Here is a 20,063-nt window from a genome sequence, read left to right as displayed (position 1 = left end):
CGGCCATCATGTTTGTCTTCGCACGCTTCCTGCTGATGCCGTTCGTCCTCATCGCGGTAACGCTGTTCGCGATGGCATTGCACATTTCCGGAACGGCCCTGCACCACCAGTTCGCCTGGCATCAGACGGTTGCCACAGTGACGGATGTCAGTTCCTACAGCGAAGCCCAGGGTAATGGCCTCACCGCGAAAGGCATCAACGTCGCTGTCACCTATGTCGCGAACGATGCACCGATGACGTGGTCCGGCAAGGGAAAGGACATCGGCCTCTACACGGCGTCCAAAGGCGACGCGGTGAAGTTGTATTACAACCCTGCCAATCCATCGATCCTCGATACCGCGGCGATGAAGGGCTGGCGCGGCGGGCTGTTGCTCCTGGCCGCTACTGGTGGGTTCACTGTTTTTTACGTGTGGTTCTTCTGGCTGCGCGGACGCACCGCACCGCCGGCGTCACCGATGATGCCTTCGGCAGTTCGCGTTGCGGGCGCGAGCGCCAAGCCGCCTCAACAGCAGCGTGGTACTTTCGGCCGGCGTTAGCGCCAATCGCCCGGGTAGCGCTTGCCTAGCGTCCGTGCCTCTGGATAGAAGTGGGCATGAGACTTCTCTTCCTCGGCGACATGGTGGGCAAATCGGGACGTACGGCGGTGTGGGAACAACTGCCCGGCCTGATCTCGGATTTCAAACTCGACTTCGTCATCGTCAATGGCGAGAACGCCGCCGGCGGCTTCGGCATCACCGAAGACATTTTTCGCGACACCATCGCCGCCGGTGCGGATGTCGTCACCACCGGCAACCATGTCTGGGATCAGCGCGACGCACTGGTCTTCGCGCCGCGCGAGGAGCGCTTTTTGCGCCCGTCCAACTTCCCCAAGGGAACGCCGGGGCGCGGCTCCGGCGTCTATATCGCCAAAAACGGTGCGCGCGTGCTGGTCGCCAACATCATGGGCCGGGTGTTCATGCATCCCGAGCTCGACGATCCGTTCCAGGCTGGCGAGCGCGAGCTGGCCGCCTGTCCGCTGGGCGAGCAGGCCGATGCCGTGGTCATCGACTTCCATGCCGAAGCGACCTCGGAGAAAATGTGCTTCGCGCATTTCGTCGACGGCCGCGCCAGCCTCGTCATCGGCACCCATACGCACCAGCCGACGGCCGACCACCAGATCCTCAATGGCGGCACCGGCTACATGTCCGATGCCGGCATGTGCGGAGACTATGATTCCTCGCTCGGCATGGACAAGGAAGAGCCGCTCAACCGCTTCCTGTCGAAAGTTCCGAAAGGCCGCTTCGAGGCGGCCACCGGACCGGCGACATTGTGCGGCGTCGGCGTCGACATTTCCGACCGGACGGGCCTGGCCGAAAAGATCGCGCCGTTTCGCCGCGGGCCTCGGCTTGAAGAAACCGCGCCATCCTTCTGGTCGTGACATTGATATGGTGGAATATAGTACCTAACTGGCGACGAAACTGCTCTAGATCGTAGAGGGGACGACCTCCATGCAGCTCGTTGAATTCCTGGCGCCGCATTTTCAATTTGTTTCCGATCCAACCGCGTGGGTCGCGTTGCTGACGCTGATCGTGCTCGAGGTCGTGCTCGGCATCGATAATCTGATCTTCATCTCGATCCTGACCAACAAATTGCCGGAAGCGCAGCGCGCCCGCGCCCGGCGTCTCGGCATCTCGGCGGCGCTGATCATGCGGCTGGTGCTGCTCGCAACCATCTCCATCATCGTGCAGCTGACGACGCCGGTGTTCACAGCGTTCGGCCATGGCTTTTCCTGGCGCGACCTGATCCTGATCGCCGGCGGCCTGTTCCTGGTCTGGAAGGCGACCAAGGAAATCCACCACACCGTCGATCCCGACGACCACAAGGATACGATGATGGGCGAGACGCTGCAGATCTCGCTTGCCGGCGCCATCTTCCAGATCCTGCTGCTCGATCTCGTCTTTTCGATCGATTCGATCATCACCGCCGTCGGCATGACCGACGAGATTGCCATCATGTACATCGCCGTGATCGTGGCGGTGAGCGTGATGATGCTGGCGGCCGGGCCGCTGGCCAATTTCATCGCCAAGAACCCGAGCATCGTCATGCTGGCGCTGGGCTTCCTGCTGATGATCGGCATGACGCTGATCGCCGACGGCATGGGCTATCATGTGCCGAAGGGCTACATCTACGCCGCGATGGGCTTTTCCGCCCTGGTCGAGGGCCTCAACATGCTGGCGCGGCGAAGGAAGAAATCCAGCGGTGGGCATTGAGGCTGGGCGATCGGGGCGATCCTAGCGCCCCGGCACGCCCTTCGGATAACGGTCGCCGATCAGGCCAAGCGACAGGCCCTGTTCCAGCCATGCCTTTGCGCCGGCAAGAACCAGTGCGAAGCCGTCGGTCGAGCCGACCGCCTGCTTGACCTGCTCGTCGGCGGTGCCGGCGAAGCCGAAATTGCTGACCTCAAGAAAGGTCGCACCGTCAGGCGTTTCGGCGCCGGGCATCTCCGTGAATGTCCAGACCACAGTGGTCGGCGGATCGCTCCATTGCATGACGATCTTCTTGTTCTCGACGATCTCGCTGACATTGACCATCGCCGAGGCCCCGTACATGCGCCACTCCCAGTGAACCTCTTTGCGGCTATCCAGCCGGCCGCTACTGTGGGTAAACCAGAATTTCGTGGTGATGGCCGGGTCGACGATCGCCTCGAAGACCTCGGCGACCGGCCGCCTGATCAGCATGCCGGCTTCGGCAGTCGGCGTTTTGTGAATTTCCATCGATGCTCCTTTCCTTGTCCGGTTTGCGCTCACCAGGCGTCAGGCTCGCGCACCATGTCAACGATGCTGGCCGGGTTGGCGATCCAGAAGCCGCGAAAGCCTTCGCCCAGGGGCTCGACCGCGTCGCAACGGACGACGCCGGCCTTGGCGAGATGATCCGCAATGGCTGCAGAATTGTCGGTGAAAAGCTCAAGCCAGACTTCGGCCTGGCTCAGCATCGGCGCCTCGTCGATCCACAGACGGTTTGGGCCAAGCTCGAAGCCGATGGCCGGCGTCTTGGCGGTGAATGGATTCAAGCCGACGACGTCGCGATAGAAGGCGATCGTCGCCTCGTACTGATGTGACGGGACTTTCATGGCGATGTTGATTCCACCTGTCATTTTCGCGGTCATTGCGGGCTCCGTTGCGCGGTTCATCTGTTTGTCTCGTTGGCCGGCTCGCCCCTCATCTCGCCGCGGTAGTAGCCGTCGCGCAGGTTGATGCCGTATTCGACATAGGCCTTCATGCAAGCCAGCATCTGCGACCAGCCCTCGCAATTGAGGTAGGATTTCTGCAGGCCGACCACGCCTTCCGGCCAGCCGGATTCAGCAATGGTCACAAGGGTGCCGCCATCGTCCAGCGGCTCGAAGTTCATCTCGATGCGTGTCTTGTAGGCCGGCCTGTCCTCGGCATCTGTGGCATCCCAGCGCAACACGATGCGGCTGTCCTTGACCACTTCATCGACCTCGACCGGCACTTTTCCCCACCAGACGACACCGATGCCGGCTTCCAGCGGGCCGCTGGCGCCGCCGATGGTGGTGAAATAGCCGCTGAGCTTCTCCGGATTGACGACTGCGTCGAAGACTTCTGCGACCGGTTTGCCGATGCGTCCGGAAACTCTGAATCCAAGAGACATATCCACAGCTCCTTCCTTGATTGGCTCGACGATATGTTATAGAAACATAACATGTCAAGCCAAACCGCGGACGATCACGTTTTCAAGGCGTTGGCGCATCCGCGCCGTCGCGAATTGCTGGATCGGCTGAAGGATGCGCCGCAGACGACCGGCATGTTGTGCGAGGCGTTTCCCGACATCGATCGCTGCACCGTCATGCTGCATCTCAAGGTGCTGGAAGAAGCCGAACTGGTGGTGGCAAAGCGCCAAGGGCGAGAGCGCTGGAACCATCTCAACGCCCTGCCGATCAAGCACATCCACGACCGCTGGATCAGCCAGTATGCCGGCCATGCGCTCAGCATTATCGACCGGCTGAAGTCCGATCTGGAGGGCTGAACCGGCGCGGCTGGACGAATTGAGCCGATTTATCTATAAGCCGGCCATTCCGACAGAGAACGCCGTGCATCCATCGCGTTGCACCTTGGACGGCTCTGAAAATTTGAATTCGAGTACCCGGGAGGACGAGGTGAGACCACCTCGCTTCGGGATGCTCTAGCCGAAGACGACAGGGGTGCCATGGCCGGCCATTCACAGTTCAAGAACATCATGCACCGCAAGGGCCGGCAGGACGCGGTGCGGTCGAAAATGTTTTCCAAGCTGGCGCGCGAAATCACCGTCGCCGCCAAGAGCGGAACACCGGATCCGTCGATGAACCCGCGTTTGCGCCTGGCCATTCAGAACGCCAAGGCGGTGTCGATGCCGAAGGACAACATCCAGCGCGCCATCAACAAGGCATCGATGGGCGATGCCGAGAATTACGAAGCGGTGCGCTATGAAGGCTATGGGCCAGGCGGCGTGGCGCTGATCGTCGAGGCGCTGACCGACAACCGCAACCGCTCGGCCTCCAACGTGCGCGCCGCCTTCACCAAAGCCGGGGGTGCGCTTGGTGAAACCGGCTCGGTGTCGTTCATGTGGAACCGCGCCGGCGAGATTTACTATCCGGCCTCCGCCGGCAGCGCCGACAAGGTGATGGACGCGGCGATCGAGGCCGGCGCCGATGACGTCGAGTCCGACGAGGAAGGCCACACCATCTACTGTGCGTTCGAGAGTATGGGCGAAGTGTCTAAGGCGCTGGAAGCCTCGCTTGGCGAGGCCGAATCGGTGAAGCCGATCTGGCAGCCGCAGAACAATGTCCCGGTCGACGAAGAGCGGGCGCAATCGCTGATGAAACTGGTGGCAACGCTCGAGGACGATGACGACGTGCAGAGCGTCTACGCCAATTTCGAGGTCGACGACGAGACCATGGCCAAGCTCAGCGCGGCGTAGGTCCGTGCAATACAGTCGGATGCGAATATTGCTGTATGACGGCGGCCTGCCTATAGATTAGTCAGTTATCAGGGGGGCCGATGACCGACTATAAAGAGGCAAGTTTTGCCGATGCGGTGGCCTGGCCTCGCCGGCCCGGCATATGGCGACGGTTTCTCGCTGCACTCATCGACTACTTTGTAATCCTGATCGCTCTCTATTTGCTCGTAGGGGCTCTATTTCTGCTGACCAACGGTGGCGTAAAAGGCAGCTTTTGGCTGAACTGGAAATTATGCCAGGAGGGTACGGTTCACGGTGCCCCGACACTTGCCCGTTATGACTGGCAGGTGTGTAGAACATCAGTACTCGGTTTGCCGGTCGCCATATGGAGCGTGGGTACGGCGCCGGGCTCAAAGCCTGGAGAAACCTCCTCAATCTCGATCGATCTGGATTCGCAAGGAAATTTCAGGCCTGCAGCATTGGACCTGGGTTTCCTCGAGCTGATCGCTCTGGCGTCTTATCTCCTCATTATGGAGTTGAAGTCCGGCCAATCAATCGGCAAGCGGCTCACGGAGCTCACTGTGCATGATGAGGACGACAGACATAGGGTCGGCCTGCCGGCGAGAAAGGCTGTTCGGCGGCAACTTATCAAGTTTCTCGGCGCATTACCGATCGTCCTGACGGGAAGCTGGTATGCTTTTCAGGCTTGGGGCACCGCTCCCGGTGGCGTGCAGGATTACTCCAGCCTGGAAATAGTGGTTGCATCCGCCGCTCTCGTTTTGGTGCTGATCTGGCCGGTCTGGATCGCGATATCCATAGCTCTGGGCGACGACCCGATACACGATCGATTTGCAAAGACCACGGTGCGTATACAGGAGACCCAGACATGAGTGTGCCGGAGAGGCCACGCGTGGTCATCATCTATTGCACGCAGTGCCAGTGGCTGTTGCGGGCCGGCTGGATGGCGCAGGAACTGCTCTCCACCTTCGGCACGGATCTTGGCGAAGTGACGCTGGTGCCGGGCACAGGCGGCATCTTCACCGTTTCCTGCAACGATGTGCTGGTCTGGGACCGCAAGCGCGACGGCGGCTTTCCCGATGCAGCCAAGCTCAAGCAGCTGGTGCGCGACGTCATTGATCCGGACCGGGATCTCGGCCATTCCGACCGCAAGGCCTAATCTGCGTCGAGATTCAGGTGAGGCCGGCCTGCAAATGACGGCTTCCTGCGCTTCCGGTGCACACGTACTTGAGTACGCTCCGCTCCGGTTCTCGGAAGCCACCATTTTCGACTCGACCTGACCTGAATCTCAACACAGCTTACCTTGCTTGACGACTTTCACAGCAATGCGAAGATGAAGCAGGCCATCGACACGATGGCGGTGATGGTGCGGACGTGGTTCCACATCACCCACTGGTTCAGATGGTTCGCCCAGACGGCTGCGCCATTGGCGCTGGCCGGGTCGACGGCGGCGAGCGCATCGTTGAGCGGCACATTGAAGACCATGGTCACGATCGGGTTGCCGATCAAATAGATCACGGCACCGGCAAGCAACCAGTGCGAGCCGGACTGGCTCCAGCCCATGATGGCGGCGGCGATAAGCACCAGACAGAGCAGGCCGGTGCCGAACAGCGCCGTCATGAAGGTGGGCGTGATTACCGTGATGTTGATCGAATTCATCGCCGAGATGCCTTGGGGGACCGGCAGCCGGGCAAGTGCTGCCATGACGAAATTGGAAAAGGCGAAAAACACGCCGCCGACGACGCCCGAGCCGATTGCGGCGATGATGGTGAGGGTGGGAAGAAGCTTGATCATCTCAGTTGCTCCAGATGCCGATTGCGGCGGGTTCATTTGCGTAGGCGGAAAAGTCTTTCGGCGCGCGGCCGAGCACACGCTGGACACCGTCGGTCAGCGTCTCGTTGCGGCCGTCAAGCACTTCGGTGAACAGCTCGTTGAGAAGCCAGGCGATTTCGGGCGGCAGTTCGTATGCCGCCGTCGCGGCGGTGAATTCGTCATGCGAGCTCTTGATATAGCGGATGTCGCGGCCGGTCGCCTTGGCGATCTCGGCGACCGCGTCGGCGAAGCTCAGCAGCCGCGGCCCGGTCAACTCATAGAGCTGGCCGACATGACCCGGTTCGGTCAGCGCAACGAAGGCAGCATCGGCGATGTCGTCGACATCGACGAAGGGCTCGCCAACAGGGCCGACAGGCAAAGCCACTTCGCCTTGCCGCAAGGACTCGACGAGAAAACCTTCGCTGAAATTCTGCGAAAACCAAGCGCAACGCAGGATCGTCCAGTCAGCGCCCGAGGCTTTGACCATCTCTTCGGCGCGCTGGGCTTCGGTCTCGCCGCCGGAGAGCAGCACCATGCGGGTGACGCCATTTGCCACCGCAAGCCTGGCGAAGGCGCCGACGGTCTCGGCGGCGCCCGGCACGGCGATGTCGGGATAGTAACTGATGTAGACGGCGCCCACGCCCTGCATGGCAGGCTCCCCGGTCGCCGGAACCTCCCAGTCGAAGCGGGGGCTGCCGGAACGCGAGCCGATGCGCACGGGAATGCCCTGTGAGGTCAGCCGCTCGGCGAGGCGACGGCCGGCCTTGCCAGTGCCACCGAGGATCAGGACTGGTTTGGTGTCGGTCATTGTGGTTTTCCTCTGTTTACAAATATGAGTAATCCTCACATTTGCAAAACGTGATAAACCCTCGTATTTTGGGAGTCAAGCCGTCTGTCGGCAGATTTTGTCGAGACCGGAGGCCGTCATGGAAGACACAGCAACGCCCGCATCTGCCCAGGAGCAGGTCGCATCGCCGCGACGGGCGCCCACCCAGCAGCGCAGCCGCGAGCGGGTCGAGCGCATGCTGGCCGCAGCCTCGGCGCTGATTGCCGAGCAAGGCAGCGACGCCATGCGCATGGGCGAGGTGGCGGAACGGGCCGCGGTGTCGATCGGCTCGCTCTACCAGTTCTTTCCCGACAAGCGGGCGATCGTCTGGGCGCTGGCCGAGCGCTACACCGCCGAAAGCCAGGCCTGCATCTCCTCGGCGCTCAAGGATGTCGTCGACGCCGAGGGCCTGCGGCAGGCGTTTTCGGAGCTGGTGGATATCTACTATCAGCTGTTCCTGGCCGAGCCGGTGATGCGCGACATCTGGTCGGGCACGCAGGCCGACAAGGCGCTGCGCCAGCTCGAACTCGCCGACAGCCGGGCAAATGCCGAATTCCTGACCATGGTGCTGAAGCGGCTGCATCCCGGCGCCGATCCGGTGGCGCTGGAGACCACAGCGTTTCTGGTCTGGCAGATGGGCGAGGCTGCCGTGCGGCTGGCGATCTCGGTCGATCGGCAGGAGGGCGACAGGCTGGTCGCCGCCTACAAGCGCATGGCGCTGCGGGAATTGGTGGACGGGTAGGCTCGCACCACTCTGGGAAGGGTCGCTTCGAAGCAGCAGGGTGGACGCGTCGGACCGCATCCGACCCTTGGGCCGACCTCCCCACAAGCGGGAGGTATCGGCGCGTTAGCTTGAAGCGACTGACTTTGACGGCAACAAAAAACCCGCCACAAAGGCGGGTTCTTTATTCAGCGATACAGGTAAACTTTAGAGGCCGAAGCCTTCGAAGCGCTTCTTGAACTTCGACAGGCGGCCGCCGCGGTCGAGCAGGGTCTGCTGGCCGCCGGTCCAGGCCGGGTGCGTGGTCGGGTCGATATCGAGGTTCATCGTATCGCCTTCCTTGCCCCAGGTCGAACGGGTCGAGTATTCGGTGCCATCGGTCATGACGACCTTGATGGTGTGGTAGTCGGGATGGATATCGGCCTTCATTGTCGTGCTTCCTGGCTTGTGGCGCTGCCGACGGCCCGTGGCCTGCGTCGATGCGCCCCTTTTTAAAACTCGAAGCCGCAGCTATTGAAAAGCCACGGCTTCTAAAACGGTCGGCGAGCCTATACATCAGCCGGAATTGAATCACAAGGCCGCGGCAGGCGCATATTGAAAGCGCCAACCTGGAAGCGGCCAGAGGAAACGGTCATGGCGGACATCAGCGGCGAGCAAGACGGGCGCAGGCGCTCGCTCGGGCCGCTCAGGCGCCTATATCCCTACATATTCCGCTACCGCAAACTGGTCATAGGCGCCCTCATTTCGCTCGCCATCGCCGCAGCGACGACGCTGGCGCTGCCGCTGGCCGTGCGGCGCATGATCGACCACGGTTTCAGTGCTTCCGGCACCGTCGTCATCGCCGAGTATTTCGCCGCCCTGGTGGCGATGGCAGCCATTCTGGCGGCGGCGTCGGCCGGACGCTACTACTTCGTCATCACGCTCGGCGAGCGGGTCGTTGCCGACATCCGCAGCGACGTGTTTTCGCATGTCACGACGCTTTCGCCGTCCTTCTTCGACACCGCCCAGTCGGGCGAGATCGTCTCGCGGCTTGCCGCCGACACCACGCAGGTGAAATCCGCCGTCGGCGCCACCGCCTCCGTGGCGTTGCGCAACGTCATCCTCGGCCTTGGCGCGGTGGCGATGATGGTCGTCACCAGCCCGAAACTGTCGGGCCTAGTGATCGCGGCCATTCCGCTCATTGTGCTGCCGCTGGTCGCGTTCGGCCGTTCGGTGAGGCGCCGGTCACGGCAGGCGCAGGATACGCTGGCGCAAGCGACCGCCTATGCCAGCGAGCAGATCGGCGCGGTGCGCACGCTGCAGGCGTTCACCAACGAGACGCTGGTCACCGGGCGGTTCTCGGCCGCGGTGGAAGCCGCCTTCCAAGCGGCGCGCTCGTCGATCTTCTCCCGCTCGCTGCTCACCTTCCTTGCCATCTTCATGATCTTTTCCTCGGTCGTGGCGGTGTTGTGGTTCGGCTCGCGTGACGTGCTTGCCGGCACGATGTCGCCCGGTACGCTCGGCCAGTTCCTGCTTTACTCCGTGTTTGCCGCAGGCGCGCTGGGCGCACTGTCGGAAGTCTGGGGCGAGCTTGCCCAGGCGGCGGGTGCGGCCGAAAGGCTGACCGAGATACTCGACGAGACGCCGGCGATTCAACCGCCGGCCAATCCGCTGCCGCTGCCCGCCAAGGCGACAGGCGCGATCAGTTTCGACGACGTCTCCTTCTCCTACCCGGCAAGGCCGGACCGTGCCGCCGTCCACGGCTTGAGTTTTCAGGTCAAGCCCGGCGAGACGGTGGCGATCGTCGGCCCGTCGGGCGCCGGAAAGAGCACCGTCTTTTCGCTGATTCTGCGCTTCTACGATCCCGAAACCGGCCGCATCGCCATTGACGGCGTCGACGTGCGCGAAGCCGATCCGGCTGAAGTGCGGGAGCGCATTGCGATCGTGCCGCAGGATGTCACCATCTTTGCGGCAAGCGCGCGCGACAATATCGGCTTTGGCAGGCCGGGCGCGACGAATGCCGAGATCGAGGCCGCCGCCGGGGACGCGCTGGCCGACGAGTTCATCCTCAGGCTCGACAAGGGCTACGATAGCCAGGTCGGCGAGCGCGGCGTCACCTTGTCCGGCGGCCAACGTCAGCGCGTGGCGATCGCCCGCGCCATCCTGCGCGACGCGCCGATCCTGCTGCTCGACGAAGCCACGTCGGCGCTCGACGCCGAAAGCGAAACGCTGGTGCAGACGGCGCTGGAACGGCTGATGCAGGGCCGCACCACCATCGTCATCGCCCACCGGCTGGCGACCGTGCTGAAGGCCGACCGCATCCTGGTCATGGATGGCGGCCGCATCGTCGAGGAAGGCACGCACCAGAGCCTGGTCGCCAAGGGCGGCATCTATGCAAGGCTGGCCAAGCTGCAGTTCGAAACCGGAGCAAGCGCCTTCAGGGGTGCCGCGGAGTAGCAACCCGCAATCAGGCGGGACCATACCGCTTGCGGAGATGCTCGGTGAAATGCGCGGCATTCAGTTTCTCGCCCGTGGCGCGCTCAAGCAGTTCGGGCGTCGACCAGCGCGATCCCTGCGACCAGATATTGTCGCGGCGCCAGTCATTGATGGCGGCGAAATTGCCCCTGGCGAGATCGCTGTCGGCTGAAGGATGGTCGCGCGTCAGCGCAGCCCATTGCTGCGCCGCCATCATGGCGCCCAGCGTATAGGACGGGAAATAGCCGAAGGCGGCGCCTGGCCAATGCACGTCCTGCATCGGTCCGTCGGCTGGGTTGTCGATGGTCGAAAGGCCAAGATACTCCCGTATCTTGGCGTCCCACGCTTCGGGCAGGTCGGCCGCCTGCAGCCGCCCCGAGACCAGCTCCTGCTCCAACTCGTAGCGCAGGATGACATGCAGCGGGTAGGTGACCTCGTCGGCGTCGACGCGGATCAGGCCGCGCTCGACCCGGTGCACATGCGGCAGGATGTCGTCCAGCGACCAGGCCTCGCCGAGATGCTTTTCCACCACCGGCAGCGCCCAGCGCCAGAATTCGGGGTTGCGGCCGATCTGCTTTTCGACGAACAGGCTCTGGCTTTCATGCACCGCCATGCCGCGCGCCTTGCCGAGCGGCCAGTGCGCCCAGGCCTTCGGCAGGTTCTGCTCGTAGAGCGCGTGGCCGGTCTCGTGCAGCACGCCCATCAAAGCCGACAGGAAATCGGACGTTTTGTAGCGGGTGGTGATGCGCACGTCGCTCGGCACGCCGCCGCAGAAGGGATGGTGCGATACGGACAGAGAACCGTGGGTGAGGTCGAAGCCGACCGAAGCCATCATGGCGAGACCAAGCTCGCGCTGCCGGTCGATCGCATAGCTGCCGGAGAGCGGCTTCACGGGATGCCTGGCCAGGCGCGCTTCCTGCGCGGCCAGGGCTTCCGGCACGAAGCCCTTCAGGAATGTCTTCAGCTCGGTGAACACCGGCGTGATGTCGGCGGCGCGGTTGCCAGGATCGTATTGCTCCATCAGTGCGTCGTAGGGATCGAGGCCGAGCGCGTCGGCGCGCAAAGCGGCTTCCTCGCGCACCAGCGCGATGACACCTTCGAGCGCCGGCAGGAAGCCTGCCCAGTCATTCTTGGCGCGCAGGTCGCGCCAGAGCTGCTCGGAGCGCATACGCGCCACCGTCTGGCGCTCGACGAATTCGACCGGCAGGCAGGTCAGGTTGGTGTATTGGCGACGCAGTTCGCGGACCGCCGCCTGCTGCTCCTCGTTGAGCGCCTCCTGTTCGGCGGCGGCGAGCCAGTCGGCGATCTCCGGCGCCGTTGCCCTGATATGCAGCATCCCGGCCAGGGACGACATGGCTTCGGCGCGCTTCTCGCCGCCGCCGACAGCCATGTGAGTCGCCTCGTCGGCGCCGAGGATAGCGAGCGCATGTTCCAGCGCTTCGAGCTTGTGGCCGAGATCATCGAGCTTCTGAAAAGACATGACAGGTTCCGCGTTTTGGACCGCGGGAAAAGATACCAACGCGCCAGGATTGGCAACCCTCAAAGGTGGCTATGCAGCTTGCGCCGGTGAGCTGGTGCGTGGAATGCTGGCTGACGGTGGAACACCGCCATGGAGGGGAGACTAAGATGATCGGCAATATCCTGGTCGGGCTGGTGGCCCTGATCCACCTCTTTATCGTCTATCTGGAGATGGTGGCGTGGGACACACCGCGCGGGCACAGGGCGTTCAACCTCAAGCCGGACTTCGCCAGCGCATCGAAGGTGCTCGCCGCCAATCAGGGGCTCTACAACGGCTTCCTTGCCGCCGGGCTGATCTGGGGCCTCTATCTCGGCGCGGCGGGATTCCAGATCAAGGTGTTCTTCCTGCTTTGCATCGCCGTCGCCGGCCTCTATGGCGCGGCGACTGCCAGCCGGAAGATCCTCTATATTCAGACCGTGCCGGCGGTGCTGGCCCTCGCTGCGCTGTGGCTGGGCTGGTGACAAAAAAGACGCCCTCGGAGCCAGATCCGGGGGCGTCAGACAGTCCCTTCCTCATTCCTGGAGATATCAGAGCGGATCTCAGCCGTTCGGATAATTTCCGCCGTCGGAGCCATCACCGATCATTGAAGCCGCTGCCGGTGTCGGACATCAGCCTCTGATCGACATTGTCGAGGCGGCGCAGCAGATCGTGATATTGCGCGGCCGGGATCCGGCCATGGTCCGAAGCGGCGACCCGTTCGGCGGCCTGGCCGATATGCGCAGCACGCAGATGCAGCCACTGCTTCCGAGGTCGAGATGCCCTTCGTCTCGCGCGCATCCGTGATGCCCTATTCGACGCCCCGCACCTGCTCGATCAGGCCGGTCACGCGCGGACCGGTCATGTCGATCGGGTCGCTGGCGTCGAGGGCGCCCTTGTGATGTCCGGCGGCATAGGCGCCGGCGAGTGGAACAGTGATCAGAAGTGTCGTGAGGGTTGCGGTCCTGAGAGTCTTCAAAGAGCGCATGATGTGCGTCTCCTCCTGCTATGGAAGGGGCAAGCGCTTTCGCTCCGCCTTCCGGAAGCGGGCCGTCCGGTTCCGTCGCGTCGCGATGGGAGGCATCGCCGGCGGTTCTCGGCCCTGCGCGTCAAAGTAGGAGCCCGGAAACGCGAAGTGTAATTAAAGAAAGATAATGTTTTCAGGCCTTGCCGACCTGGCGTTGCGCCCTAGAGTTGATCCGGCAAACATTTCGCGTGACTGAAAATCACCGTTCGGTGAGCTTCAGTTCAATGCGTCGGTTCTTGTTGCGGGCGTCTTCGGTGTCGGCGGGGTCGAGCGGCTGGAATTCGCCGAAGCCGGCCGCAACCAGCCGGTTGGCGGGCACGCCGTTCTCGATCAGGAACTTGACCACCGAGGTCGAACGCGCCGTCGACAATTCCCAATTGTCGCGATAGCGGCCGGCGCCGGACAGCGGCTTGTTGTCGGTGTGGCCGTCGACGCGCAGCACCCAGTTGATCTCGGGCGGGATTTCCTTTTGCAACTCGATGATGGCATCGGCGAGCTTCTTCATCTCGACTTTGCCGGCATCGTTGATCACTTCCGACCCGGTCGGGAACAGAACTTCCGACTGGAAGACGAAGCGGTCGCCGACGATGCGGATGTTCTCGCGGTCGGCGAGGATTTCGCGCAGGCGGCCGAAGAAGTCGGAGCGATAGCGGTTCAGCTCCTGCACGCGCTGCGCCAGCGCGACGTTGAGCCGACGGCCGAGATCGGCGATCTTGGTGTTGGAATCGCGGTCGCGCGTTTCGGACACATTGAGGGCGTCCTCGAGCGCGCCGATCTGCTTGCGCAGTGCTGCGATCTGCTGGTTCAGGATCTCGACCTGGCTCAGCGCCTGCTGGCTGATCTGGCGCTGGCTGTCGAGTTCGCCGCCGAGTTCCGCGGCGCGCTGGGTGGCGGCGTCGCCGGCGCCGGCACCTTGTGCCAGCAGCTGCTCGAGCCGGCTCTTCTCAGCTTCGGCGGCCGACAGCGACGCCTGCAGATTGGCCAGCGAATCGTCCTTGTCCTGCGCGCTCGAGCGCTCCAGCGCCAGCAACTGCGTCAGTTCGTTGATCTGCGAGTTGAGGCGCGTGAGCGCCGTATCTTTGCCGGAGAGTTCGCGTCCGAGCAGGAACTGCGCCAGCACGAAAACGGTGAGCAGGAACATGATGGCGAGCAGCAGCGTCGACAGCGCGTCGACGAAGCCCGGCCAATAGTCGATCCGGCGATCGGTGCGCCGGCCCCTGGCGAGAGCCATGCTAGTGGACCCCGGGTTTCTTCAGCGCGTCGGCGATCTTTTCCAGCGTGTTGCGCATCGCCTTCTGCTCGTCCGATTGGGCCTCGACCCAGTCGCGCATGATCTGCTGCTCGGAGCGCATGTTCTTGACCAGTCCGGAAATGCCGTCGGCGAGATTGGCCATGGCGGTGGCGACGCGCGGATTGGAGCCGCCGCCGCTTTCCTGCATGCTGCGCAGCCGTTCCGACAGGACCCGGATCTCGTCGGAGGATTCAGTCTTGGCCGGGTCGGCGACGGCGATGTCGGAGGAGAGATCGGTGACCGAGGAGAGCCAGTTTTCAAGCTCGGTATAGAAGCGGGTCTGCGCGCGGCCGGCCTGCAGGTCGAGGAAGCCTAGCACCAGCGACCCGGAAAGGCCGAACAGCGAGGACGAAAAGGCCGTACCCATGCCGGCCAGCGGCGCCGACAGCCCCTGCTTCAGCGAATCGAGCACGGCGGCGGCGTCGCCGGTGCCGGGATCGAGCGATTCGATGGTTTCGCGGATCGAGCCGATGGTGTTGAGCAGGCCCCAGAAGGTGCCGAGCAGACCGAGGAACACCAGCAACCCGACGAGATAGCGCGAGGTGTCGCGGCTTTCGTCGAGGCGGGTGGCGATCGAATCCAGCATGGTGCGCATCGAAGACGTCGAGAAGGCGACCGTCGAGGAGCGGCCGATCATCGCCTTCATCGGAGCCAGCAGCACCGGCTCGGTGGTTTCGGAACCGGCGCGGAAGGAATTGACCCAGCGCACTTCGCGAAACAGTCGTCCGACCTGGGCGAAGGCGAGCAGGATGCCGACCACAAGGACGCCGACGATGAGGCCATTGAGGCCGGGATTGCTCCCGAAAGCGGTCGAGATCTGGCGGGTGAGGATGGCGGCGATGAAGGCGACGATGACCAGGAAGATGACCATGGTCAGGAGGAAGACCTGCGGGCTCGACAGTTTGTGCGGATCGTACATCAGGACATCAGAACGCCTGCCCACGCCGAAGGATCTGAGAAAAGCCATCCGTGCCCCGTTTCCGATGCTCTATTTGCCTTGACGCAATTCCGAACGGGAAGCCGCTCATACTTCCCTGGAACCGCTCCAGTGCCGCCGATCACGTAATTCGCGACTCTAAACGGAATTGTGACCAAATTGAATGGCGCTTGGCAATATTGCCCGACTGTCGGGCCGCACCACGCCGTTCAGAGGCGGTTGACGACCAGGCAGTCGACCATGGCGGCAAGATGCAGCCCGGCGCCGGTGACGACAAAGCCGTGCCAGAGGGCATTGTGAAAGCGCAGGCGTTTCCAGGCGAAGAAGATGACGCCGCAGGAGTACACGATGCCGCCGGCGACAATCAGCGCGATCGAGGTCGTCGGCAACGTCGCCACCAGCGGCTTGACCAGGACGACGCCGCTCCAGCCGATGGCGAGATAGAAGCCAATGGCCAGACGATCGAAGCGGCCGGGCAGGAACACTTTCATGGCAATGCCGGTCAAAGCAGCGGTCCAGACAAGGACAATCATCGGCAGCGCCAGCGGCGAGCCGTCGAGCTGGGCCAGAAAGGGCGTGTAGGTCGCGGCGATCAGGAGGTAGATCGCCGCATGATCGAAGCGCCGCAAGATCCACTTCGCCGGCGACGTCACCGGCCACAGATTGTAGGTCAGCGAAATCGACAGCACAGTCAGCAGCGACACCACAAAGAAGGCGGCGGCGATGTATTCGCCGGGACCGGCATGGAAGGCGGCCAGTGCCAGCAAGGCCGAGCCGGCTGCTATCGCCAGCACGATGCCGACCGCATGGACGATGCCATCGGCGATCATCTCCGCACGCGAGTAGTGCCAACGCCCGACATAAGGGATTTCAACTGGCTGGTCTGGCTGCGCTTCTCGCGAGGATAGTGAAGGTATGCTCGTCATAAAAAATCCTGCGTCACCCTTATCTGGGCGGCCGCCGGGCAGTATTTCAAGCTTTGATTGCGGTTTTGCGACTGCGGCGCTTCAGCACGCCGCGCCGGCATGCCAAGTGATCAGCGCGCCGAAAGCGGCTTCTTCACCGCCTTGAGCAGCGCGCGCTGGATGACCTCGTTGCCGGCGACGAGCGAACCCGCCTCGAGCATATCCTGGCCTCCATCCATGTCGGAGACGAAGCCACCGGCCTCGCGGATCAGCAGCAGGCCGGCGGCAATGTCCCAGGCCGAAAGGCCGGTTTCCCAAAAGCCGTCCATGCGGCCGGCGGCGACATAAGCGAGATCGAGCGCGGCGGAACCCAGGCGGCGCACGCCCGAGACCTCGGCCATCACATTGCGCAACTCGACGAGGAAATTGCCGTGCTGGCCGCGGCCGAGATGCGGCACGCCGCAGCCGATGACGCAGTCGGTGAGCTTGCTGCGGCCGGCAACGCGCAGCCGGCGATCGTTCATGTAGGCGCCGCCGCCGCGCTCGGCGGTGTAGAGCTCATCCATTGCCGGATTGTAGATGACAGCGGCGACCAACTGGCCCTGTCGCTCCAGCGCGATCGAGATGGAAAAGATCGGAATGCCGTGCAGGAAATTGGTGGTGCCGTCGAGCGGGTCGACGATCCAACGGTGCTGGTCGTCGTCCCCTGCGATCATGCCGCGCTCTTCCATCAGGAAGGCATAGCCCGGCCGTGCCTTCGACAGTTCGGCAAACAGGATGTCCTCGGCCTTGCGGTCGGCTTGGCTGACATAGTCGCCCGGTCCCTTCATCGACACCTGCAGGTTCTGCACCTCGCCGAAGTCGCGCGACAGCGAGCGGCCGGCCTTCATGGCGGCCTGGACCATGACATTGAGAAGTGCGGAGCGTGCCATCGTATCTGTTCCTGCCTACGTGTCAGTCTGCGCGGCGCATGTAGGTGAGTTCGTTGGTGTCGACGACGATGCGTTCGCCGGCGCCGATGAATGGCGGCACCAGCACGCGGATGCCGTTTTCCAGGACCGCCGGCTTGTACGAGGACGCGGCCGTCTGGCCCTTCACCACCGGGTCGGCCTCGGTGATGGTCAGCGTCACCTGGTCGGGCAGCGAAATGCCGATCGGCCTGTCCTCATAGAGCTGAACCGTCACCATCATGCCGTCCTGCAGGAAGGCGGCGCGGTCGCCGACGAAATCCTTCGCCAGCTCGAGCTGCTCGTAGCTCTGCGTGTCCATGAACACCAGTGCGTCGTCCTGGGCGTAGAGGAAGGAAAAATCCTTCAGGTCGAGCCGGATCTGCTCGACGGTCTCGGCCGAGCGGAAGCGCTCGTTGAGCTTGGTGCCGTTGATCAGGTTCTTCAGTTCGACCTGGTTGTAGGCGCCGCCTTTGCCGGGCTTGACGGTGTTGGTCCTGACCGCCACCCAAAGTCCGCCATCGTGCTCGATGACATAGCCGGGACGGATTTCGTTGCCATTGATCTTGGCCATGATGAGATTGATCCGGGATGCTAGCAACGGCTTGGCCGTTGATATGAGGATGGTCGCTGGATAAGCGATTTCGGGCTCCCAAGACCACAAATCGGCAGGAGAGGCAAGGGATGCCAGATCGCCCGACAAGGGCTGGTAGCCTCAAACCTGGGCCGCAATGACTTTGCCGACGGCCTCGACGATGGCGTCCGCAGCCTCAGTCAGCCGGTTGAGATGAGGCGAACGAAGTGCGGCGACCTGCAAGGAAAGGTCGACATCTTCCGTGTTGACCAGCATGAGGCCGTCGGGAATTCCGCGCCTTGCAAGACGCAACGGCACTAGCCCAAGGCCGTGCCCCCGACGGACCCATTCCATCTGCAAGGCCGGATCCTGTATCTCCGCCGCGATCTCGAAATAACGCCTTCCGCCGACCAGAACGGACGTGAGCTTCTGGCGCGCGTCGCAAGGTGCCGGACTAAGCACCCACGGCATGGGTGTCCGGCCACCGTCTTCCGGATCGGCGACGGTGGACGCAGCTATGACGCCAAGACGTTCAGTGCCAAGCGCTTCCGGACCTGGCTTGTCCGACGATCGCAGAACAATCGTCACATCGAGCTCGCCGCGTTGGAATTGATCGATCAGTTCGGCGCTCCAGCCGGTCTTGAGCCGTAGCGACACTTTCGGGAACGCCGCCGCGGCGTTGGCGATGGCCCCGGCGATGTCGCGGTCCGAGAGGCCATGGGCGAGACCCAGGCGGAACAGTCCTTCCGGCTCGGTCTTTCCGGCGAAGGATTTCAGCGCTTCTACGGAAGCGATGATATCGCGTCCGCGCGCCAGCACTTCCAGCCCCGTCGGCGTCAGTCGCGGCGGCTTTTGCCGGCGGTCGAGCAGCGTCGTGCCAAGCATGTCCTCCAGCCGCTGGATTTGCCGGGTCACAGCCGGCTGCGTCAGCGGCAGGCGCCGGGCGACCTTCTGGATCGAGCCCTCCTCGGCAAACAGGGCGAGCGTGCGCAATTCCTCAAGCATAGCTAGAACCATGTCTCGTAAGCATAATCATTGTAAACATTATGAATTTGAAATCCATCGCCTGGCAAGCAATTTTCCTTTCAAACGAAAGGACGACGACAATGAAGGCAATCGAACTGCAGAAGCCGGGCGGCATCGACAATCTCAAGATGGTCGAACGACCAATGCCGGAGCCCGGCCGTCAGGAGATGATCGTCAGGGTAAAGGCGACGGCGCTCAACTACCGCGATGTCGAGATCGCGCGCGGCAGCTATCACACGACATTCCCCTTGCCGCTGGTGCCGCTTTCCGACGGCGTCGGCGAGGTCGTCGCGCTTGGCCCCGAGGTCAGCCGCTTCAAGGTTGGCGACCGGGTCTGCGGCACGTTCTGGCAGCGATGGGTCGGCGGCAGCTTCGCCATGGCCGAACCCTCATACCAGCGCGGTGGCCCCATCGACGGTTTGCTGAGCGAATTCGCCCGGCTGGACGAACAGGCGGCTGTCATCGCGCCGGCGCATCTCAGCGACGTAGAGGCGGCGACGTTACCCTGCGCCGCCGTCACCGCTTGGCATGCCTTGTTTACGGAAGGCAACCTCAAGCCGGGCGAGACCGTGCTCAGCCTCGGCACGGGCGGCGTATCGCTGTTTGCCATGCAGTTCGCGAAGGCGGCCGGCGCGCGGGTCGTCGTTACGTCGAGTAGCGATGAGAAACTTGTCCGGGCCAAAGAGCTCGGCGCGCATCACGGCATCAACTACCGCGACAATCCGGACTGGTCGTCGGCCGTGCTGGCGCTGACCGATGGCCGTGGCGCGGACCACATCATCGAAGTCGGTGGTCCCCAGAGTTTCGCGGATTCGCTCAAGGCGTCGGCGCGTGGCGCCCAGATCAATGTCATCGGCTATCTCGGCGGCAGCGAAGGGGTGATCAATCCGCTCGACATCTTCCGACGCCAGGTGAAAGCACGCGGCATACCGGTCGGCTCGCGCGAGTCCTTCGAAGCGATGAACCAGGCGCTCGCCGTCAATCGGCTGCGGCCGGTGATCGACCGGGTCTTCCCATGGGCAGAGGCAGCGCAGGCCTTTCGCCATCTCGAACACGGCTCTCCCTTCGGCAAGGTCGTGCTGGATCATACACAGTGAC

26 protein-coding genes are annotated in these 20,063 nt (G+C 63.1%); 11 read left to right on the top strand and 15 right to left on the bottom strand.

Features of this window, described 5'->3' with window-relative positions; translation table 11 throughout:
- The first annotated feature begins 8 nt into the window (after positions 1-8).
- The 3 genes from ACYG97_RS21395 to ACYG97_RS21385 all read left to right on the top strand — a co-directional run bounded on the left by ACYG97_RS21395 (position 9) and on the right by ACYG97_RS21385 (position 2,249).
- Entirely contained in the window at positions 9-536 is a 528-nt protein-coding gene (locus ACYG97_RS21395; protein ID WP_196813862.1) for a DUF3592 domain-containing protein, read from the top strand.
- A 56-nt stretch (positions 537-592) separates the two neighbouring features.
- The gene (locus ACYG97_RS21390; RefSeq protein ID WP_023726164.1) at positions 593-1,417 is read left to right on the top strand and encodes a TIGR00282 family metallophosphoesterase; all 825 of its coding nucleotides are present in this window, start codon (positions 593-595) and stop codon (positions 1,415-1,417) included.
- Between the two features lie 70 nt (positions 1,418-1,487).
- Entirely contained in the window at positions 1,488-2,249 is a 762-nt protein-coding gene (locus tag ACYG97_RS21385) for a TerC family protein (RefSeq protein ID WP_023704908.1), read from the top strand.
- Positions 2,250-2,270: 21 nt separating this feature from the next.
- On the opposite strand, the gene ACYG97_RS21380 is transcribed toward ACYG97_RS21385, so the two are convergent.
- Genes ACYG97_RS21380 through ACYG97_RS21370 form a run of 3 tightly spaced genes read right to left on the bottom strand, consistent with a single transcriptional unit; the run spans position 2,271 to position 3,648 of the window.
- Positions 2,271-2,753 (bottom strand): SRPBCC family protein, encoded by a 483-nt coding sequence (locus ACYG97_RS21380; RefSeq protein WP_023704907.1) that lies wholly within the window; start codon positions 2,751-2,753, stop codon positions 2,271-2,273.
- Positions 2,754-2,782: 29 nt separating this feature from the next.
- On the bottom strand, positions 2,783-3,145 hold the full coding sequence (locus ACYG97_RS21375; protein WP_023704906.1) for a VOC family protein: 363 nt from the start codon (positions 3,143-3,145) through the stop codon (positions 2,783-2,785).
- 20 nt (positions 3,146-3,165) lie between these two features.
- On the bottom strand, positions 3,166-3,648 hold the full coding sequence (locus tag ACYG97_RS21370) for an SRPBCC domain-containing protein (protein WP_023704905.1): 483 nt from the start codon (positions 3,646-3,648) through the stop codon (positions 3,166-3,168).
- A gap of 51 nt (positions 3,649-3,699) precedes the next feature.
- On the opposite strand from ACYG97_RS21370, the gene ACYG97_RS21365 reads away from it, so the two are divergent.
- The 4 genes from ACYG97_RS21365 (at position 3,700) to ACYG97_RS21350 (ending at position 6,109) form a co-directional block, all read left to right on the top strand.
- The gene (locus tag ACYG97_RS21365) at positions 3,700-4,023 is read left to right on the top strand and encodes an ArsR/SmtB family transcription factor (protein WP_023668739.1); all 324 of its coding nucleotides are present in this window, start codon (positions 3,700-3,702) and stop codon (positions 4,021-4,023) included.
- 180 nt (positions 4,024-4,203) lie between these two features.
- On the top strand, positions 4,204-4,953 hold the full coding sequence (locus tag ACYG97_RS21360) for a YebC/PmpR family DNA-binding transcriptional regulator (RefSeq protein ID WP_023668740.1): 750 nt from the start codon (positions 4,204-4,206) through the stop codon (positions 4,951-4,953).
- 80 nt (positions 4,954-5,033) lie between these two features.
- Positions 5,034-5,822 carry an RDD family protein gene (locus ACYG97_RS21355; protein ID WP_023732999.1) on the top strand — a complete coding sequence of 263 codons (789 nt, stop codon included), beginning with the start codon at positions 5,034-5,036 and terminating at the stop codon, positions 5,820-5,822.
- Entirely contained in the window at positions 5,819-6,109 is a 291-nt protein-coding gene (locus ACYG97_RS21350) for an Rdx family protein (RefSeq protein WP_023733000.1), read from the top strand. Before ACYG97_RS21355 ends, ACYG97_RS21350 begins: the two co-directional genes overlap by 4 nt.
- Before the next feature lie 158 nt (positions 6,110-6,267).
- Here ACYG97_RS21350 and ACYG97_RS21345 read toward each other — a convergent pair whose 3' ends face one another.
- Positions 6,268-6,744: an anthrone oxygenase family protein gene (locus tag ACYG97_RS21345; RefSeq protein ID WP_023733001.1), complete on the bottom strand. Its 477-nt coding sequence runs from the start codon at positions 6,742-6,744 to the stop codon at positions 6,268-6,270.
- Position 6,745: 1 nt separating this feature from the next.
- Positions 6,746-7,570, bottom strand: coding sequence for an NAD(P)H-binding protein (locus ACYG97_RS21340; protein WP_023733002.1), 825 nt, complete (start codon positions 7,568-7,570; stop codon positions 6,746-6,748).
- 118 nt (positions 7,571-7,688) lie between these two features.
- Here ACYG97_RS21340 and ACYG97_RS21335 point away from each other — a divergent pair, with 118 nt between their 5' ends.
- Positions 7,689-8,330, top strand: coding sequence for a TetR/AcrR family transcriptional regulator (locus tag ACYG97_RS21335; protein ID WP_023684159.1), 642 nt, complete (start codon positions 7,689-7,691; stop codon positions 8,328-8,330).
- Between the two features lie 186 nt (positions 8,331-8,516).
- Here the strand turns inward: ACYG97_RS21335 and rpmE are convergent, their stop codons facing one another.
- Positions 8,517-8,738 carry a 50S ribosomal protein L31 gene (gene rpmE, locus ACYG97_RS21330; RefSeq protein ID WP_023668748.1) on the bottom strand — a complete coding sequence of 74 codons (222 nt, stop codon included), beginning with the start codon at positions 8,736-8,738 and terminating at the stop codon, positions 8,517-8,519.
- Positions 8,739-8,942: 204 nt separating this feature from the next.
- Here rpmE and ACYG97_RS21325 point away from each other — a divergent pair, with 204 nt between their 5' ends.
- Positions 8,943-10,745 carry an ABC transporter transmembrane domain-containing protein gene (locus ACYG97_RS21325; protein ID WP_023733003.1) on the top strand — a complete coding sequence of 601 codons (1,803 nt, stop codon included), beginning with the start codon at positions 8,943-8,945 and terminating at the stop codon, positions 10,743-10,745.
- 10 nt (positions 10,746-10,755) lie between these two features.
- Here the strand turns inward: ACYG97_RS21325 and ACYG97_RS21320 are convergent, their stop codons facing one another.
- On the bottom strand, positions 10,756-12,243 hold the full coding sequence (locus ACYG97_RS21320) for a carboxypeptidase M32 (RefSeq protein WP_023733004.1): 1,488 nt from the start codon (positions 12,241-12,243) through the stop codon (positions 10,756-10,758).
- A 146-nt stretch (positions 12,244-12,389) separates the two neighbouring features.
- Here ACYG97_RS21320 and ACYG97_RS21315 point away from each other — a divergent pair, with 146 nt between their 5' ends.
- Entirely contained in the window at positions 12,390-12,743 is a 354-nt protein-coding gene (locus tag ACYG97_RS21315; RefSeq protein ID WP_023668751.1) for a DUF1304 domain-containing protein, read from the top strand.
- 112 nt (positions 12,744-12,855) lie between these two features.
- On the opposite strand, the gene ACYG97_RS21310 is transcribed toward ACYG97_RS21315, so the two are convergent.
- From ACYG97_RS21310 to ACYG97_RS21275, 8 genes are all read right to left on the bottom strand, one after another.
- Positions 12,856-13,059, bottom strand: a complete 204-nt coding sequence (locus ACYG97_RS21310) for a hypothetical protein (RefSeq protein WP_348626114.1) — start codon at positions 13,057-13,059, stop codon at positions 12,856-12,858.
- 10 nt (positions 13,060-13,069) lie between these two features.
- Positions 13,070-13,246, bottom strand: coding sequence for a hypothetical protein (locus ACYG97_RS21305; RefSeq protein WP_348626115.1), 177 nt, complete (start codon positions 13,244-13,246; stop codon positions 13,070-13,072).
- Between the two features lie 238 nt (positions 13,247-13,484).
- Complete coding sequence (locus ACYG97_RS21300) at positions 13,485-14,516, bottom strand: peptidoglycan -binding protein (protein WP_023684164.1); 1,032 nt, start codon at positions 14,514-14,516, stop codon at positions 13,485-13,487.
- A 1-nt stretch (position 14,517) separates the two neighbouring features.
- Positions 14,518-15,543: a MotA/TolQ/ExbB proton channel family protein gene (locus tag ACYG97_RS21295; RefSeq protein ID WP_023668754.1), complete on the bottom strand. Its 1,026-nt coding sequence runs from the start codon at positions 15,541-15,543 to the stop codon at positions 14,518-14,520.
- 179 nt (positions 15,544-15,722) lie between these two features.
- Positions 15,723-16,343 carry a PAQR family membrane homeostasis protein TrhA gene (trhA, locus tag ACYG97_RS21290; protein ID WP_245260745.1) on the bottom strand — a complete coding sequence of 207 codons (621 nt, stop codon included), beginning with the start codon at positions 16,341-16,343 and terminating at the stop codon, positions 15,723-15,725.
- Between the two features lie 206 nt (positions 16,344-16,549).
- Positions 16,550-17,350, bottom strand: coding sequence for an inositol monophosphatase family protein (locus ACYG97_RS21285; RefSeq protein WP_023733006.1), 801 nt, complete (start codon positions 17,348-17,350; stop codon positions 16,550-16,552).
- Positions 17,351-17,372: 22 nt separating this feature from the next.
- Positions 17,373-17,939: an elongation factor P gene (gene efp / locus ACYG97_RS21280; protein ID WP_023668757.1), complete on the bottom strand. Its 567-nt coding sequence runs from the start codon at positions 17,937-17,939 to the stop codon at positions 17,373-17,375.
- A gap of 141 nt (positions 17,940-18,080) precedes the next feature.
- Positions 18,081-18,944: a LysR family transcriptional regulator gene (locus ACYG97_RS21275; protein WP_023733007.1), complete on the bottom strand. Its 864-nt coding sequence runs from the start codon at positions 18,942-18,944 to the stop codon at positions 18,081-18,083.
- Positions 18,945-19,045: 101 nt separating this feature from the next.
- On the opposite strand from ACYG97_RS21275, the gene ACYG97_RS21270 reads away from it, so the two are divergent.
- The gene (locus ACYG97_RS21270; protein ID WP_023733008.1) at positions 19,046-20,062 is read left to right on the top strand and encodes a zinc-dependent alcohol dehydrogenase family protein; all 1,017 of its coding nucleotides are present in this window, start codon (positions 19,046-19,048) and stop codon (positions 20,060-20,062) included.
- The last annotated feature ends 1 nt before the right edge of the window (position 20,063 follow it).

Source organism: Mesorhizobium sp. W067, from assembly GCF_054719525.1.
The sequence above is the reverse complement of the archived record's forward strand: the minus strand, read 5'-3'. Positions and strand labels throughout refer to the sequence as shown.

Bases quoted from the DNA above. Each gene is read 5' to 3' on its own strand.
- ACYG97_RS21395 (WP_196813862.1), top strand. From the start codon at position 9: ATGTTTGTCTTCGCACGCTTCCTGCTGATGCCGTTCGTCCTCATCGCG.
- ACYG97_RS21390 (WP_023726164.1), top strand. From the start codon at position 593: ATGAGACTTCTCTTCCTCGGCGACATGGTGGGCAAATCGGGACGTACG.
- ACYG97_RS21385 (WP_023704908.1), top strand. From the start codon at position 1,488: ATGCAGCTCGTTGAATTCCTGGCGCCGCATTTTCAATTTGTTTCCGAT.
- ACYG97_RS21380 (WP_023704907.1), bottom strand. From the start codon at position 2,753: ATGGAAATTCACAAAACGCCGACTGCCGAAGCCGGCATGCTGATCAGG.
- ACYG97_RS21375 (WP_023704906.1), bottom strand. From the start codon at position 3,145: ATGACCGCGAAAATGACAGGTGGAATCAACATCGCCATGAAAGTCCCG.
- ACYG97_RS21370 (WP_023704905.1), bottom strand. From the start codon at position 3,648: ATGTCTCTTGGATTCAGAGTTTCCGGACGCATCGGCAAACCGGTCGCA.
- ACYG97_RS21365 (WP_023668739.1), top strand. From the start codon at position 3,700: ATGTCAAGCCAAACCGCGGACGATCACGTTTTCAAGGCGTTGGCGCAT.
- ACYG97_RS21360 (WP_023668740.1), top strand. From the start codon at position 4,204: ATGGCCGGCCATTCACAGTTCAAGAACATCATGCACCGCAAGGGCCGG.
- ACYG97_RS21355 (WP_023732999.1), top strand. From the start codon at position 5,034: ATGACCGACTATAAAGAGGCAAGTTTTGCCGATGCGGTGGCCTGGCCT.
- ACYG97_RS21350 (WP_023733000.1), top strand. From the start codon at position 5,819: ATGAGTGTGCCGGAGAGGCCACGCGTGGTCATCATCTATTGCACGCAG.
- ACYG97_RS21345 (WP_023733001.1), bottom strand. From the start codon at position 6,744: ATGATCAAGCTTCTTCCCACCCTCACCATCATCGCCGCAATCGGCTCG.
- ACYG97_RS21340 (WP_023733002.1), bottom strand. From the start codon at position 7,570: ATGACCGACACCAAACCAGTCCTGATCCTCGGTGGCACTGGCAAGGCC.
- ACYG97_RS21335 (WP_023684159.1), top strand. From the start codon at position 7,689: ATGGAAGACACAGCAACGCCCGCATCTGCCCAGGAGCAGGTCGCATCG.
- rpmE (WP_023668748.1), bottom strand. From the start codon at position 8,738: ATGAAGGCCGATATCCATCCCGACTACCACACCATCAAGGTCGTCATG.
- ACYG97_RS21325 (WP_023733003.1), top strand. From the start codon at position 8,943: ATGGCGGACATCAGCGGCGAGCAAGACGGGCGCAGGCGCTCGCTCGGG.
- ACYG97_RS21320 (WP_023733004.1), bottom strand. From the start codon at position 12,243: ATGTCTTTTCAGAAGCTCGATGATCTCGGCCACAAGCTCGAAGCGCTG.
- ACYG97_RS21315 (WP_023668751.1), top strand. From the start codon at position 12,390: ATGATCGGCAATATCCTGGTCGGGCTGGTGGCCCTGATCCACCTCTTT.
- ACYG97_RS21310 (WP_348626114.1), bottom strand. From the start codon at position 13,059: ATGCGCGCGAGACGAAGGGCATCTCGACCTCGGAAGCAGTGGCTGCAT.
- ACYG97_RS21305 (WP_348626115.1), bottom strand. From the start codon at position 13,246: ATGCGCTCTTTGAAGACTCTCAGGACCGCAACCCTCACGACACTTCTG.
- ACYG97_RS21300 (WP_023684164.1), bottom strand. From the start codon at position 14,516: ATGGCTCTCGCCAGGGGCCGGCGCACCGATCGCCGGATCGACTATTGG.
- ACYG97_RS21295 (WP_023668754.1), bottom strand. From the start codon at position 15,543: ATGGCTTTTCTCAGATCCTTCGGCGTGGGCAGGCGTTCTGATGTCCTG.
- trhA (WP_245260745.1), bottom strand. From the start codon at position 16,343: ATGATCGCCGATGGCATCGTCCATGCGGTCGGCATCGTGCTGGCGATA.
- ACYG97_RS21285 (WP_023733006.1), bottom strand. From the start codon at position 17,350: ATGGCACGCTCCGCACTTCTCAATGTCATGGTCCAGGCCGCCATGAAG.
- efp (WP_023668757.1), bottom strand. From the start codon at position 17,939: ATGGCCAAGATCAATGGCAACGAAATCCGTCCCGGCTATGTCATCGAG.
- ACYG97_RS21275 (WP_023733007.1), bottom strand. From the start codon at position 18,944: ATGCTTGAGGAATTGCGCACGCTCGCCCTGTTTGCCGAGGAGGGCTCG.
- ACYG97_RS21270 (WP_023733008.1), top strand. From the start codon at position 19,046: ATGAAGGCAATCGAACTGCAGAAGCCGGGCGGCATCGACAATCTCAAG.